The sequence below is a fragment of the uncultured Enterococcus sp. genome (assembly GCF_913775425.1).
Classification (GTDB): Bacteria; Bacillota; Bacilli; order Lactobacillales; family Enterococcaceae; genus Enterococcus_G.
The window spans coordinates 1-15,367 of record NZ_CAJYIS010000010.1 but is presented as its reverse complement, the minus strand read 5'-3'; the positions used below and the strand labels follow the sequence as shown (position 1 = coordinate 15,367).

Annotated in this window: 12 protein-coding genes, 3 tRNA genes, 1 riboswitch and 1 other annotated feature; of the genes, 10 read left to right on the top strand and 5 right to left on the bottom strand. The window is 39.6% G+C overall.

The window, feature by feature from the left end:
- Nucleotides 1-51: 51 nt before the first annotated feature.
- From QZ413_RS00785 to QZ413_RS00760, 6 genes are all read left to right on the top strand, one after another.
- Nucleotides 52-125, top strand: a tRNA-Ile gene (locus QZ413_RS00785).
- Between the two features lie 30 nt (nt 126-155).
- Nucleotides 156-243, top strand: a tRNA-Ser gene (locus QZ413_RS00780).
- Nucleotides 244-250: 7 nt separating this feature from the next.
- A tRNA-Glu gene (locus QZ413_RS00775) sits at nt 251-322 on the top strand.
- A 92-nt stretch (nt 323-414) separates the two neighbouring features.
- Nucleotides 415-507, top strand: a riboswitch (SMK box riboswitch).
- Nucleotides 505-1,695 carry a methionine adenosyltransferase gene (gene metK / locus QZ413_RS00770; RefSeq protein ID WP_297074590.1) on the top strand — a complete coding sequence of 397 codons (1,191 nt, stop codon included), beginning with the start codon at nt 505-507 and terminating at the stop codon, nt 1,693-1,695. It overlaps the preceding riboswitch by 3 nt.
- A gap of 66 nt (nt 1,696-1,761) precedes the next feature.
- Nucleotides 1,762-3,243: an MDR family MFS transporter gene (locus tag QZ413_RS00765; protein ID WP_297074588.1), complete on the top strand. Its 1,482-nt coding sequence runs from the start codon at nt 1,762-1,764 to the stop codon at nt 3,241-3,243.
- An 8-nt stretch (nt 3,244-3,251) separates the two neighbouring features.
- On the top strand, nt 3,252-4,028 hold the full coding sequence (locus tag QZ413_RS00760) for an alpha/beta hydrolase family protein (protein ID WP_297074587.1): 777 nt from the start codon (nt 3,252-3,254) through the stop codon (nt 4,026-4,028).
- Nucleotides 4,029-4,113: 85 nt separating this feature from the next.
- Here QZ413_RS00760 and QZ413_RS00755 read toward each other — a convergent pair whose 3' ends face one another.
- The 3 genes from QZ413_RS00755 to QZ413_RS00745 are packed head-to-tail and all read right to left on the bottom strand — an operon-like array spanning nt 4,114 to nt 6,252.
- Complete coding sequence (locus QZ413_RS00755; protein WP_297074586.1) at nt 4,114-4,677, bottom strand: class I SAM-dependent methyltransferase; 564 nt, start codon at nt 4,675-4,677, stop codon at nt 4,114-4,116.
- The gene (locus QZ413_RS00750; RefSeq protein WP_297074585.1) at nt 4,671-5,624 is read right to left on the bottom strand and encodes a TIGR01212 family radical SAM protein; all 954 of its coding nucleotides are present in this window, start codon (nt 5,622-5,624) and stop codon (nt 4,671-4,673) included. Before QZ413_RS00750 ends, QZ413_RS00755 begins: the two co-directional genes overlap by 7 nt.
- Nucleotides 5,611-6,252, bottom strand: coding sequence for a phosphatase PAP2 family protein (locus tag QZ413_RS00745; RefSeq protein WP_297074584.1), 642 nt, complete (start codon nt 6,250-6,252; stop codon nt 5,611-5,613). The genes QZ413_RS00750 and QZ413_RS00745 overlap by 14 nt, the downstream gene beginning before the upstream one ends.
- A 189-nt stretch (nt 6,253-6,441) precedes the next feature.
- On the opposite strand from QZ413_RS00745, the gene QZ413_RS00740 reads away from it, so the two are divergent.
- Together QZ413_RS00740 and leuS are read left to right on the top strand one after the other, a co-directional pair.
- A complete protein-coding gene (locus tag QZ413_RS00740) occupies nt 6,442-8,097 on the top strand; it encodes a LysM peptidoglycan-binding domain-containing protein (protein WP_297074582.1) in 1,656 nt (551 codons plus the stop codon).
- Between the two features lie 49 nt (nt 8,098-8,146).
- Nucleotides 8,147-8,365 (top strand) — a binding site (T-box leader).
- A gap of 58 nt (nt 8,366-8,423) precedes the next feature.
- The gene (gene leuS / locus QZ413_RS00735) at nt 8,424-10,838 is read left to right on the top strand and encodes a leucine--tRNA ligase (RefSeq protein WP_297074581.1); all 2,415 of its coding nucleotides are present in this window, start codon (nt 8,424-8,426) and stop codon (nt 10,836-10,838) included.
- A gap of 57 nt (nt 10,839-10,895) precedes the next feature.
- Here leuS and QZ413_RS00730 read toward each other — a convergent pair whose 3' ends face one another.
- Together QZ413_RS00730 and murE are read right to left on the bottom strand one after the other, a co-directional pair.
- Nucleotides 10,896-11,321, bottom strand: coding sequence for an Ohr family peroxiredoxin (locus tag QZ413_RS00730; protein ID WP_016185215.1), 426 nt, complete (start codon nt 11,319-11,321; stop codon nt 10,896-10,898).
- Between the two features lie 86 nt (nt 11,322-11,407).
- The gene (gene murE, locus QZ413_RS00725; RefSeq protein ID WP_297074580.1) at nt 11,408-12,922 is read right to left on the bottom strand and encodes a UDP-N-acetylmuramyl-tripeptide synthetase; all 1,515 of its coding nucleotides are present in this window, start codon (nt 12,920-12,922) and stop codon (nt 11,408-11,410) included.
- Nucleotides 12,923-13,090: 168 nt separating this feature from the next.
- Here murE and QZ413_RS00720 point away from each other — a divergent pair, with 168 nt between their 5' ends.
- Both QZ413_RS00720 and QZ413_RS00715 read left to right on the top strand, forming a co-directional pair.
- Nucleotides 13,091-14,737: a polysaccharide biosynthesis protein gene (locus tag QZ413_RS00720; RefSeq protein WP_297074578.1), complete on the top strand. Its 1,647-nt coding sequence runs from the start codon at nt 13,091-13,093 to the stop codon at nt 14,735-14,737.
- Nucleotides 14,738-14,786: 49 nt separating this feature from the next.
- On the top strand, nt 14,787-15,367 hold a 581-nt coding region (locus QZ413_RS00715; protein WP_297074577.1), incomplete at its 3' end, for a pseudouridine synthase.

Sequence of the window (15,367 nt, the reverse complement as noted above, 5' to 3'; positions counted from 1 at the left end):
TCCAAGCTGTTATCGCGAGTTCGATTCTCGTCACCCGCTTTTAGTTTTTATGGGCCTATAGCTCAGCTGGTTAGAGCGCACGCCTGATAAGCGTGAGGTCGATGGTTCGAGTCCATTTAGGCCCACTAGTTTTATAATAAAACCATTTTGGTTTTGGGGAAGTACTCAAGTGGCTGAAGAGGTGCCCCTGCTAAGGGTATAGGTCGGGAAACTGGCGCGAGGGTTCAAATCCCTCCTTCTCCGTTAATATGGTCCGTTGGTCAAGCGGTTAAGACACCGCCCTTTCACGGCGGTAACACGGGTTCGATTCCCGTACGGATCATTAAGCATTCAATCAAATGATTGAATGCTTTTTTTGTATTTACTGAAATAAAAAATAATTTAAGTAATTTTCTTGGAAAAGTGATATAATCAATTCGTTGCAAGTTCCCGAAAGGATTCGCATATAAACTTATAAAAAGCGAAGATGCCTTGTAACCGATACTTAAACTAGGGGGAATTATTTTGAAGGAAAAACATTTATTTACATCAGAATCTGTATCAGAAGGACATCCAGATAAAATTGCTGACCAAATCAGCGATGCGATCTTGGATGCAATTTTAGAGAAAGATCCTGAGGCGCGTGTAGCTTGTGAAACGTCTGTAACTACTGGACTTGTACTGGTCTTTGGTGAAATCTCTACAAAAGCTTACGTGGATATTCAAAAAGTGGTACGTGAAACGGTTAAAGAGATCGGCTATACACGTGCAAAATATGGATTTGATGGCGATACTGCTGCTGTATTAGTAGCGCTAGATGAGCAATCAGCTGATATCGCACAAGGTGTCGATGAAGCACTTGAAATCCGCTCAGATGAGAAAAAAGAAGTTGAAGAAATCGGTGCTGGAGACCAAGGATTAATGTTTGGTTTTGCCATCGATGAAACACCGGAATTGATGCCATTACCAATTTCATTAAGTCATCGTTTAGTGAGACGTTTGGCAGAATTACGCAAATCTGGCGAAATCAAATATTTACGTCCAGATGCTAAATCACAAGTAACCGTTGAATACGACGAGGAAGATCAACCTTTACGTGTAGATACGATCGTTATTAGCACACAGCACGACGAAGATGTATCAAATGATACAATCCGTCAAGATATGATCGAAAAGGTCATTAAAGCAGTTGTGCCTGCGGAATTACTTGATGAAGAAACCAAATATTTTATCAATCCAACAGGACGTTTCGTTGTCGGTGGCCCTCAAGGAGACGCTGGTTTAACTGGACGTAAAATTATTGTGGATACTTATGGTGGTTATGCACGTCACGGTGGTGGAGCATTTTCTGGAAAAGATGCGACTAAAGTAGACCGTTCTGCAAGCTATGCTGCACGATATATTGCCAAAAATATTGTAGCGGCAAAACTTGCAACAAAAGCAGAAGTGCAATTAGCTTATGCGATTGGTGTAGCTCAACCTGTTTCAATTTCGATCAACACATTTGGTACTGGAACAGTATCGAACGAAAAATTGATTGAAGCAGTCCGCAAGAATTTCGATTTACGACCTGCTGGGATTATTGAAATGCTAGATTTACGTCGTCCAATTTATAAACAAACTGCGGCGTATGGACATTTTGGTCGTACAGATATCGACTTGCCTTGGGAGAAGACAGATAAAGTAGATGCTTTATTGGCAAGTGTGAAGGAGTAAAGAGGCGACTTCGGATGATACTAGTCATCCGAAGTCTTTTTGTATGCAAAAATTTAGGAGGCGAAGATGAAAAAAACAAATATTAAAGCGGTGACGGCCGCTGTGTTTATTGCAACATTTATGACTGCAATTGAAGGAACAATCGTCACGACAGCAATGCCAACGATTGTCGGTTCTTTAAAAGGAATCAGTATTATGAATTGGGTCTTTTCAATCTATTTATTGACAAATGCAATGTTTACACCAATTTATGGGAAATTAGCGGATAAAATCGGACGAAAACCGATCTTTTTATTAGGGACGGCTATTTTTATTTTAGGATCTGCGATGTGTGGCTTTTCTTTTTCGATGTTTAGTTTGATTATTTCTCGAGCAGTACAAGGAATCGGTGCTGGCGCAATGATGCCAGTCGCGTTTACTATCGTGGCCGATCTTTATTCTGCAGAAAAACGTGCAAAAATTATGGGATTTACAAGTACTGCTTGGGGCGTTGCCAGTGTTGTTGGACCTTTGGCAGGTGGATTTATTGTTGATTTGTTAAGTTGGCATTGGATCTTTTTTATCAATGTTCCAATCGGCTTGATTTTATTATGGATGATTCTGGTCTTTTTCCACGAAGAAAAATATGATCGCAAAGCCGCTAAAATGGATGTATGGGGCAGTTTATTATTGATGGGAACCTTGTTTGCCTTCTTGATTGGTGTACAGTATCTAGGTGATGAGGGCTTATCAATTAAGGTACTCTTACTATGGGCAATCAGTATTGGTTGTTTAATCGTGTTTACGATGGTTGAAAAACGTGCAGAAGATCCTGTGATTTCTTTGGAATTGTTTAAAAATCAATCATTTGTGATCGTGAATATCGTTGCAGCACTTGTAAGTGGCTTTTTGATGGCTGTAGAAGTGTATATCCCAATGTGGATGCAAGGTGTTTTAGGAATGAGTGCGGCGATCGGTGGCTTAGTATTGGCACCACAATCGATTTTATGGATTCTAGGCTCATCAAAAGCGGGTCATTGGATGGGGCAGTATTCATTGAAGCGAAATTTATTTATGAGTTTAGGAATTACTCTTTTAGGTGGTTTGTGTTTATTTTTAACACCTAGCCAAACACCTTTCTTCTTTTTCTTTATTTATTTAGGAATTATTGGAGCTGGGATGGGAGCAACGATCGTATTGACGACCGTAAGTGCACAAAACAGTGTTGGATCAAATCAAATGGGAGTGGCTACATCTTTTAATACTTTAGTCAGAACCTTAGGCCAGACCGTGATGATCGCTATTTTAGGTATCTTATTTAACTATACGACAAATAAAGAATTGGCTTTAGATGCTTCAGTTCCTAAAGATGCGATGAATCAATTGGTTGATCCTGCGACGGCCACGTTACTACCAGATGCTTTAAGAGAGCAATTGCGCGGTGTGTTGTATAACGGATTGCATATCGTTTATGGTGTGTCGCTTGGGTTAATTATTTTAGCTGGAGTTTTTGTACTGACATTACACAAGAAAAAAGAGTATACTCAAGCTCTAATAACAAAAAAGTAGGTGACTAAATGGCCTTATTACAAGCCAATATTTATTCAAATGTTTTAGAGATGGAAGTTATGGTCGATATCATCTTGCCACAACAGACTAAAAAAACCTTTGGCACGAATACTGTAGGTCAACATTCAGATGTGCCGGTACTTTATTTACTTCACGGAATGCATGGAAATCATAGCGTTTGGCAACGTCGAACGTCAATCGAACGCTACGTTAATGATTTAGGGATTGCAGTAATTATGCCATCGACTGATTTAGCATGGTACACCAATACCACTTATGGCATGGACTATTGGACTTTTATTGCAGAAGAATTACCAGAAATTTGTCATGAACTATTTCCGCAATTGACTGTTAAACGTGAAAAAACGTTTGCTGCAGGTTTATCGATGGGAGGATATGGGGCATTGAAATTGGGACTATGCTATCCAGAACGGTTTCAAGCCATCGCTTCTTTATCCGGAGCCATCGCCTTAGTCGAGATGATGGAACAGTTCGAAGAAATCCCAAAAAGAGCTTACTGGGAAGGGATTTTTGGACCGTTAAATCAAGTGCGAGATTCTAAAAATGATCCAATCCATCTGATCAAACAAGTCGATGCTAAACAAGCACCTGATTTTTTTGTCTGCGTAGGAACCGAAGATCCATTATATCAAGCAAATCAGTATGCAGTAAGTGTGATGCAAGCACAAGGACTAAATGTTGTCTACGAAGAAGGTCCAGGAGCGCATGATTGGGAATTTTGGGACAAATGGATTCAACGAGTTTTAGCTTGGTTACCGCTATAAAAAACACGATCCAATAATGTAGTGGCGTTTAGAAGTTAGATCAACAAGCTAATTTCTAAAGGCTAGTACATGAGGACCGTGTTTTTTAATGTCGTTTTTCGATGCAAAATAAAATCGGAGGGTGATTTTTTTGGTTAATAAACTGATATTGCAACACTTGGTAGTTGTGTTGATCTAATCGTTGACAAAAATCGGTGACGGCAGTTAATTCGGCTGCGCCTCCTTGATGACCATAATAAGCAACAATCACGATGCGACCACCGAGTGCTAGACGATCAGTGAGTTCTTCTAAGGCTTTAAGTGTAGTATTTGCCTTTGTAATGATTTGCTTATCACTTTTTGGCAGATAGCCTAAATTAAATACGGCCGCTTTGATTGGTGTTTTGTGTGCAATTACCGTACCAAGCGCTTCATGACCGATTTGGTGTAAGTTGATTTTAGCAGTCAATGAATGTTTTGCTAGTAGTGTTCTTGTCTCAGCCAATGCTTGTGCTTGAACATCAAAGCTATGTACGAGACCTTGTGGGACTTGTTGGGCTAGATAAAGGGTATCATGACCATTTCCCATCGTAGCATCGACTACAATGTCATTAGGGGCGATGACTTCTCCTAGTAGTTGATGGCTGTAGTGAAGTGCACTTTCTAACATAAATTCCTCCTCGATTCACGTAGGGCAAATTTCCCTTGATAGCTCTCTCTACGTAACAATTCAGCATCGATAGCATTTAAAACTTCCCACTTTTTTCTACTCCACATTGGACCCACGAGCGTATCCCATGGAGCATCACCAGTCAAACGATGGATGATGATATCGTTTGGAATAAGTTCCAATTGATCACAAATCAAGTTTACGTATCTTTCTTTGGACAAAAGTTGCAAGCGTCCTTCATGATAATCGCGCAACATACGGGTATTGCGCATCAGGTGTAGTAGATGCAATTTGATTCCTTGGATATCAGAATCCAAGATCGTACGTCGTACATTTTCGATCATCATCTCATCTGTTTCACCAGGTAAGCCGTTGATTAGATGGGTACACACGTTGATATTATGGTTTCGCAATTTAGCAACACCTTCTAAATAGGTATCATAAGTATGTGCGCGATTGATCGCATGACTCGTAGTCTCAAAAGTCGTTTGTAGTCCTAATTCGACCCAAAGATAAAGTGTTTGGTTTAATTCAGCTAAATAGTCGACAACATCATCTGGTAAACAGTCTGGCCGAGTACCAATCGAAAGACCGACCACACCAGGTAAATGAATGACTTGTTCAAACCGTTCTTTGATGACAGCAAGAGGAGCATGCGTATTTGTAAAGTTTTGGAAGTAGACGATATATTGCGTGACTTCCGGCCATTTTTGATGCATCTGATCGATTTCTTTTTGAAACTGGATCGGTAAGGGATCTGTTGGGGCGACGATCATATCACCAGAACCAGAAACACTACAAAAAGTACAGCCACCATGAGCGACCGTACCATCACGATTAGGGCAATCAAATCCACCATCGATCGGTACTTTAAATACTTTGCCACCAAATTCTTCACGTAGGGCATGATTCCAAGTATGGTAACGTTTTGTTTTAGTATCTAACATGTCGTTCTCCTTTGCGATAGACGGGATAAGAAAGCAACAACCAGCTGATCCCAAATAAATACCCACCTAATACATCACTTGGATAGTGTACACCAGCATAGATCCGACTGATGCCAATACCTAGTATCAATAGTGCAAGTAAGCTTTGCAAGGTCCATCGTAGCCATTTTTGTTTGATGAGTAGAGGAAGTAGTAAAATCAATGTACCATAGATGACCATACTTCCAGTAGAATGACCACTTGGGAAGCTATAGGTGTGTTCGGTTACTAAGTGTTCTAACGTAGGACGTTCGCGCATGAAAATCAGTTTCAATAGAGAGTTTCCAATCGTCGAGATGCCGATGACACCAATTGCAAACCAAAGAGCAGCTCGCTTGAATTTTTTTAAATAGAAAAAAAGAAAAATAAGTAAAGAGAGTATCCCGATCGTTAGTGGATCACCAAATTTTGTAATGGTTACAAAAAATTGATTGAAATTAGGATAATCACTACGGATGAAATTCGTGATGGCTTGATCAAAAGGGTGCAGTAAGCCGAGTTGAAATTTAACGATGCTAGCTAATCCTAAAAATAGGACCAATGTGATGCAGCCGATCCATTGCATATTGGTTAATGATTTGATTTTCATAAAGGCTCCTTTCAAAAACTAAATTCTGCTAAATTATAGCATAAGATGAATTATTCGCTGTCTTTAGACGACAGAGTTAAATAAAATATAAATTTCTGAGCATGTGACAACTTGATGACAAATGGTAATTTAGCATGATTTAATGAGGAATCATCGTTATACTTAGCGTAAGAAGAAGGGGGCTAGGGGATGAAAGAAATGACACGCCGAATCGTGAAGGCAGATAAAAAACGTCAGCTTACACGAAAGCGTTTAAGAAAACAATTAATTTTTGCCAGTACATTTGTGACCGCATCTGCCGCAGCGATTCAACTCACACACAAACAGACGGTCCAAGCGACTAGTATTGGGACAACTGGCTTGTCACAAGCACAGTTTATTGCACAAATCGCACAATATGCGAGACCGATTGCTGAATCTAATGATCTATATACTTCTGTCATGATGGCACAAGCAATCGTTGAAAGTAACTGGGGACAAAGTGCCTTAGCGCAATCTCCAAATTATAATTTATTTGGGATCAAAGGAAGCTACAATGGTCAAACGGTCTATATGAACACACAAGAATATCTAAATAACCAATGGATCACAAAAAAAGAACCATTCAAACGATATCCTTCTTACCGCGAATCGTTTTTAGATAACGCGGCTACTTTGAGAGGTGTTTCTTTTAGTCCAGGAACCTATTATTACGCTGGAGCATTCAAGAGTAACACAACATCTTATCGCGATGCGACGGCATGGCTGACTGGAAGATATGCTACAGCACCGCATTATGCACAAGCGTTAAATCAGATTATTGAAACTTATCAGTTAACACAATATGATAGCACTGGGCAAACGACGCCTGTTGATTATGAACCAACTCCTCAAGCACCAAGCCAAACACCGAGTACGTACACGGTTGTAAGTGGTGATTATCTAAGTAAGATCGCGAATCAATTTGGCATTAGTGTCGCACAGCTTAAAACGTGGAATAATTTAAGCTCAGATTTGATCTTAGTAGGGCAAAAATTAGCTGTTACAGCACCGACAAACCAAGGTACAGCATCAAGCCAAACACCTAGTGTACCTTCTGTAACGAATACAGATACGTATACCGTTATAAGTGGTGATTACTTAAGTAAGATCGCAGCTCGTTTTGGAATTAGTGTCGCACAACTTAAAACATGGAATAACTTAAGCTCAGACTTGATTTTAGTGGGGCAAAAATTGACGGTCAAGGCGTCTAGCGATCAAACGATGCAAAACACGACAACATCAAGCCAACCAACAAGTACCACGACACCAAACCAAACAGCAAGCAGCTATACCGTTATCAGTGGTGATTATTTAAGCAAGATCGCCAATCAATTTGGCGTCAGTGTCGGACAACTTAAAACATGGAATAACTTAAGCTCGGACTTGATCTTAGTAGGACAAAAATTGGCGGTCAAAGCGTCTGGTAATCAAACGACGCAAAACACGACAACATCAAGCCAACCAACAAGTACTGCGACACCAAACCAAACAGCAAGCAGCTATACCGTGGTCAGTGGTGATTATTTAAGCAAGATCGCCAATCAATTTGGTGTCAGTGTCGCACAACTTAAAACATGGAATAACCTAAGCTCAGACTTGATCTTAGTAGGGCAAAAATTGACGGTCAGAGCGTCTAGCGATCAAACGACGCAAAACACGACAACATCAAATACTACGACGTCGAGTCAAACGTATAAAGTGGTCAGTGGTGATAACTTATGGACGATTGCACAGCGCAACAATCTTTCATTACAAACGTTGAAGCAGATGAATCAATTGACTTCTGATACGATTTTTATTGGTCAAGTGTTGAAACTCAAGTAAAACCGTTGAATTTTCAGATAACATTTGATAGACTGAAAGCATAATCGAATACAACACGAAGAATAGGAATAGTAGAATCGATGACTTGTCTTAGAGAGCACATGGGTGGTGAAAATGTGTACTGCAAGATTTGAACTCGCCTAGGAGTGTGTGATTTCTGAAACCAAGTAAGAAATTCCGGTAGTTCCGTTATCGCTACGAGTTTTTTGGCAGATTGCTAAAAAAGAACATAGGTGGTACCGCGTAAACAAGAAGAGACGCCCTATAAAAAGTTTAGGCTTTTTATAGGGTTTTTTTTATGAAAAAATTTGAAGGAGTGAACCATAGTGAGTTTTAATCACGAGCAAATCGAAAAAAAATGGCAAAAATATTGGGCAAAAAACCACACATTCAATACCCAAGATAATCCTGAAAAGCCTAAATTTTATGCCTTAGACATGTTTCCTTATCCATCTGGTCAAGGACTACACGTAGGCCATCCAGAAGGGTACACGGCAACTGATATTTTGGCACGTTTCAAACGTAGCCAAGGATACAATGTATTACATCCAATGGGATGGGATGCATTTGGTTTACCAGCGGAACAATATGCGCTAGATACAGGAAATGATCCAGCTGAATTTACCAAAAAAAATATTGAGACCTTCCGTCGTCAAATCAACTCATTAGGATTTAGTTATGATTGGAATCGTGAGATCAATACAACGGATCCTGAGTATTACAAATGGACACAATGGATCTTTACAAAATTATACGAAAAAGGGTTGGCGTATGAAGCAGAAGTGGCTGTAAACTGGGTACCTGAATTAGGAACGGTGATTGCCAATGAAGAAGTCATCGATGGTAAAAGTGAGCGCGGTGGGTATGATGTCGTGCGTAAACCAATGCGTCAATGGATGTTAAGAATCACAGCGTATGCCGATCGTTTATTAGATGATCTAGAAGATGTCGACTGGCCAGAAAGTATCAAAGAAATGCAACGTAACTGGATTGGTCGTTCGATCGGTGCGAACGTGACATTTGCGGTGGATCAAACGGATAAAGAGTTTACTGTCTTTACGACACGTCCAGATACTTTATTTGGTGCAACGTACGCAGTATTGGCTCCAGAACTTGATCTAGTCAAAGAAATCACGACACCAGAACAACGTGAAGCAGTCGAAGCGTATATCGAAGAAGCATCGAAAAAATCAGATCTAAATCGTACCGATTTAGCAAAAGAAAAAACAGGTGTTTTCACGGGTGCATATGCTATCAATCCGGTAAATCAAAAGAAAATCCCGATCTGGATCGCGGATTATGTTTTAGCTAGTTATGGAACTGGTGCGATCATGGCCGTTCCAGCACATGATGAACGTGACTATGAATTTGCCAAAACCTTCGATCTAGAGATCATTCCCGTTTTAGAAGGTGGCGATGTCACAAAAGAAGCCTTTACAGAAGATGGTACCCATATCAATTCTGAGTTTTTAGATGGAAAAAACAAAGAAGAAGCGATTGCTGCCATCATTGACTGGTTGGAAGAAAAAGGCATCGGGAAAAAAGAAACAAGTTATCGTTTGCGTGACTGGTTATTCTCTCGTCAACGTTATTGGGGTGAACCAATTCCAGTGATCCATTGGGAAGATGGCACGACGACTACGTTACCAGAAGAAGAATTACCATTACGTCTTCCTGTAACTAAAGATATCCGTCCAAGTGGAACAGGGGAGTCACCATTAGCAAATATCACAGAATGGGTCAATGTAGTCGATCCTAAAACTGGTAAAAAAGGTCGTCGTGAAACCAATACGATGCCACAATGGGCTGGAAGTTCTTGGTACTTCCTACGTTATATCGATCCACATAATAAAACAGCATTAGCGGATTATAAAAAATTAGAACGTTGGTTGCCAGTCGATATTTATATTGGTGGAGCAGAACATGCGGTACTGCATTTACTGTATGCCCGTTTCTGGCATAAATTCTTATACGATATCGGAGCAGTTCCAACCAAAGAGCCATTCCAAAAATTATATAACCAAGGAATGATCTTAGGTGAAAATAATGAGAAGATGTCGAAATCTCGTGGAAATGTGGTCAATCCTGATGACGTAGTAAAACGTTATGGTGCCGATACACTGCGTATGTATGAAATGTTTATGGGACCTTTAGATGCTTCGATCGCTTGGAGTGAAAATGGACTAGAAGGAAGCCGTAAATTCTTAGATCGAGTGTGGCGCTTGATCGTCGATGAAGAGGGTAAACTACGTGATCGCATCACAACCTTCAACGATGGAAAATTAACGAAAGTCTACCATCAAACGGTGAAAAAAGTCACAGAAGACTATGAGCATTTGCGTTTCAACACTGCGATTTCTCAATTGATGGTCTTTATCAATGAAGCGTATAAAACAGATGCGTTATGCTATGAATACATCGAAGGTTTTGTACAATTATTAGCACCGATCGCACCACACATGGCAGAAGAATTATGGGAGATCCTAGGCAACAAAGAAGGAATCTCTTATGTGCAATGGCCAACGTATGACGAAAAAGAATTAGTCGAAGATGAAGTCGAAATCGTTTTACAGGTGAATGGAAAAGTGCGTGCTAAAGTCAATGTTGCATTGAATGAATCAAAAGAAACATTAGAAGAATTAGCGAAAACTCACGAAGCGATCGCAGAACAAATCGCGGATAAAACGATCCGTAAAGTGATCGTTGTACCGAATAAATTGGTTAATATCGTCGCAAATTAACACGAAAAAGCGCACCAGAAGGGAAGTATCCTTTCTGGTGCGCTTTTTTAGAATGTATTATGCTTCTGTTCCGTCTTCAGCTTCGTAAGTTACCTCAACGTTACCGCTGATCGCTTTAGAATAAGGGCAGATGCTATCTGTTTCTTTCATGTATTTTTCAGTATCTTCTTTTGAAAGACCATCGATTTTACCAATTAATTTAACTGCTAAATGTAAAGTCGTGAAGTCAGGTAGATCACCTAATAACGTTACTTCAGCACGCACGCTGCGGTTGCGATCGCCTAAGCCATCACGTTCTAAAGGAAATACCATTGCACCGTTGAAACAAGCCGCGATCCCTGCTGCAAATAATTCTTCAGGGTTTGTGTAGCCTGCTTTATTAGTACCTGTTGTTTTAACTTCAAAATCACCATTTAATGATTTACTAACGCCTTCGCGTCCGCCTTCGTTGATTACTGTTGAAACGCCCATTTTTTTACTCATATATCCAACACTCCTTTAATTTTAGTACTCTTTAACTATAATCGATTCCAAACAATAAGCAAAAGAAAGTGCTTGTGAGAAAACGATTAATTTACATTTAAGAAAGCTGTAGCAATCGCAATATCGCCAGCATAAGGTTCACCGCGACCATTGATCTTCATCGACTGTTCAGTACCTTTCCCACAAATCGCTACGATGTCGTGTACTGTAGCTTTTTCCAGTAATGTTTCGATCGCTTTTTGACGGTCGATTTCGATCGTAACGGGAATATCACTAGTGATTTGTTTTTTGATTTCTGTAGCGATCGCAAATGGATCCTCAAAATCAGGATCATCACTAGTTAACATTGCTTCATCGGCAACTTCAGAAAGTGCTTTGGCGATGTCTGATCGACGTCCTAAGGCTTTCCCACCGGTACTACCAGTCAAGATAAGAACGCGACCGTTTGGACGTAATTGATGAGCCAGTTCACCGATGGCATGGATACTCAAGTAATTGTGAGCGAAATCAACTAAAACAAGTGGTTGTTCAGGTCGTTCGATCACATGCATTCGACCAGGGATCACCGTTTTTGGTAGTGTCTGTTGTGCGATCTCAGGATTAAAATCAAGTAATTGCAACACAAGAAGTGCAGCGACAGCATTATCGTGATTAAATGTTCCTAAAATCCCTAAGTGATAGCTTCCTTCTAACTTAGTCAGGTCTAACTCATTGGCTTGTAGATCAAAATTTCTAGTATCTTTATGATCCGTGATTTGAACCATCGCCGTCTGGGTACGACCAAATGTAACATAAGGTACATGGTAATGCGTTGATGTATCGGCTAGCAAATTAAAATAATCCATATCTTGATTCAAAATCATTTTTTGACTATTTTGGATCAATTGACGTTTGCAGTAGAGATAATCATCAAATGTTGGATGTTCGACTGGACTGATGTGATCTGTTCCGATATTTAAAAAGACCCCGATTTCAAAGGTCAAATTGTAGACCCGTTTTGTTTTATATGCTTGAGAAGAGACTTCCATGACTAAATGTGTGACTTGATTTTCAACAGCTTGCGCCATCTGTGCATATAGTTCCAAAGCTTCTGGAGTCGTTAGATGTGAACGAGTGTAGGTATGACCATCTAAACAAGTTTCTTCAGAAGAAAACAGAGCTACTTTATTATTCGTCGCTTTAGCTAAGCTGTCTTTTAAAAAATAAGCCGCGGTTGTTTTGCCCTTAGTACCGGTAATCCCGATTTTGGTTAATTTTTTTTCAGGATGTTGGTAAAATTCTTGTGCGAGTAGAGCCATCGCTTTACGAATATCCGTTACGATAAACCCCAGCGCTTGGACTTCATAAGGAGATTGTGCGATATAAGTCGTCAATCCGTTTGTCATAGCCTGAGCGAGAAATTCTTCTTTAAATCCTGCACCTTTACAAAAAAATAAGGTTTGGTTATCTACTTGTCTAGAATCATAGGATAGTTTGGTAAATGTTTGATTTTTTTGTTCGATTGGTAATGTAAAGTGCCAATTTTTATCGACGATGATTTCTTTTAAAAGATCATGTTGCTGTAAGATAGTTTGAATCGTCTCTAAGTCTAATTGATACATCGAGTTGCACTCCTTTATTTAGTATATGTAGTTTATCATACACCGAAAGACTAGGAAGCAAAAGGGCAGATTTCTTAAGAGCGATTAACCTTTAGAAAAATTGATTGCGGCTTGAGCATTTTCGCATTAAAATAGAAGGTAATGTAAAAAGAAATTGGAGAAGTGAACATGGAAAAATATGAAAAAATCCAAGAAACTCCATTGAGCAATGAGGAGCAAATGGCACGTGGATCAGCTTGGATGACATTTGGTAATATTGGTTCACGCTTATTAGGCGCATTGTATATTTTGCCTTGGTATTTTTGGATGGGTGCTTATGGTAAAGAAGCGAATGCTTTATTTGGAATGGGGTATAATGTTTATGCCTTGTTCATTATGATTTCTACTGCAGGTATTCCAGCTGCGATCGCGAAGCAAATCGCCTATCATAATTCACGTCAAGAATACCGAACGAGTAAAAAATTGTTCATCCGTGCGTTGCAACTAATGGCAGTTTTTGGTGGATTCGGTGCTGCAGTCATGTACTTATTTTCCCCATTTTTAGCTCATGCAGCAGGTGGCGGCGATGAATTGATCCCCACGATGCATTCTTTGAGCTTGGCGTTATTGATCATCCCGATGATGAGTGTTATTCGTGGCTATTTTCAAGCGATGCACAACCTAGCTCCATACGCAATCTCGCAATTAGTCGAACAAGTAGCTCGAGTTTTTTATATGTTATTGGCTACGTTTATCATTATGCGTCTAGGAAGTGGCGATTATATCAAAGCTGTGACACAATCGACTTTAGCGGCATTTGTCGGAGCGGTGGCAAGTCTATTGGTTCTTTTGTATTATTTTAAATCTGAAAAATTAAAAATGGATGTTCGTGCAGAAATCAGTGAAGAAGATGTCGTTTTAGATACGAAGTCATTACTGTTGACGACGATTCATGAATCAATCCCTTTTATTATCGTGGGTTCAGGGATTACTTTGTTTAAATTAGTCGATCAGTACACGTTTATTAAAACGATCGAAAGTTTTACAAATTATACGCATAATCAAGCAATTGGCTTATTTGCATTATTTAGTGCCAATCCTGACAAATTAACGATGGTGGTGATTGGTTTAGCGATCGCATTAGCTTCAGTCGGATTGCCTTTGATTGCAGAACACCATGCAAGTAATAATAAAGTAGGATTAGCTAAATTGATCAGCAACAATTTACAGTTGTACTTTTTCGTGATGTTCCCAGCTACATTTGGTATGGTCTTGCTTGCTTTTCCATTAAATACGATATTTTATGGTCCTGATCCATTTGGTACGAATCTATTGATTGAAGCGACTTTATCAGGTTTAGTATTAGGACTCTTTATGCTTAGTGCGAGTATGCTACAAGGAATCTATCAAAATCGTGCTGCAGTCATTTATTTAGTCATTGGATTTGTAATCAAACTGGTCATTCAGATTCCTTTTATTTATTGGTTTGAATCATATGGTCCCTTATTGGCAACAACGATTGCTTTAGCGGTTACCTGTGTGTTGAATCTATACAAATTACATCAGATTACACGTTTTAATCTTAGCCTAACAATACGACGCATCGGTCTGTTTTTTGTAATGACTTTGGCGTTAATCGTGGTTGCCGGTTTGGCACGCTTGATTTTCGGCCAATTTTTAGCCATCGATCGTAAGTTACCGGCTTTTATCTTAGTATTACTGGTTGCCGGAATTGGCGCATTGACGTATATCTACATTGCTTTAAAGATTCGGATTGCGGATCGCTTGCTTGGACCAGGTATGGCGCGCATGCGTGCACGATTACGGATCAAATAATCCAAAAGCAGACACCTGATGTCTGCTTTTTTCATTCAAAGGAGAAACTATGCGTTTAGATAAATTTTTAGCAGATATGGAATTTGGCAGTCGTAAAGAAGTCAAACAATTCATCAAAAAAGGACGAGTAAAAGTCAATGGTGTAATCTGTAAATCAGATAAAACCCAAGTCGATGAGTTAAATGATCATATTTTATTTGATGATGAGCTCGTTCATTATCAAAATCAGTTTTATTATATTTTACACAAACCACAAGGAGTGATCTCGGCAACAGTCGATAATTTTGACGAGACCGTTGTTGATTTGTTAGACGATGACGTGTTTCGTGAGGATCTTTTTCCAGTAGGACGTTTGGATAAAGATACCGAGGGGCTATTGATCTTGACCAACGATGGTGCTTTAGCACATCAACTATTATCACCTAAAAAACATGTAGAAAAGGCTTATTATGCCAAGGTTTCTGGACAGATGACCCCAGAAGATGTCGTCGCCTTTAAACAAGGCCTCACGATCGATCAAAAAGAAGTATGTTTACCAGCTGAACTGACGATTCTATCTTATGATGAAGCACTTGATGAAAGCGAGATCGAACTCGTTTTACATGAAGGCAAATTCCATCAAGTCAAGCG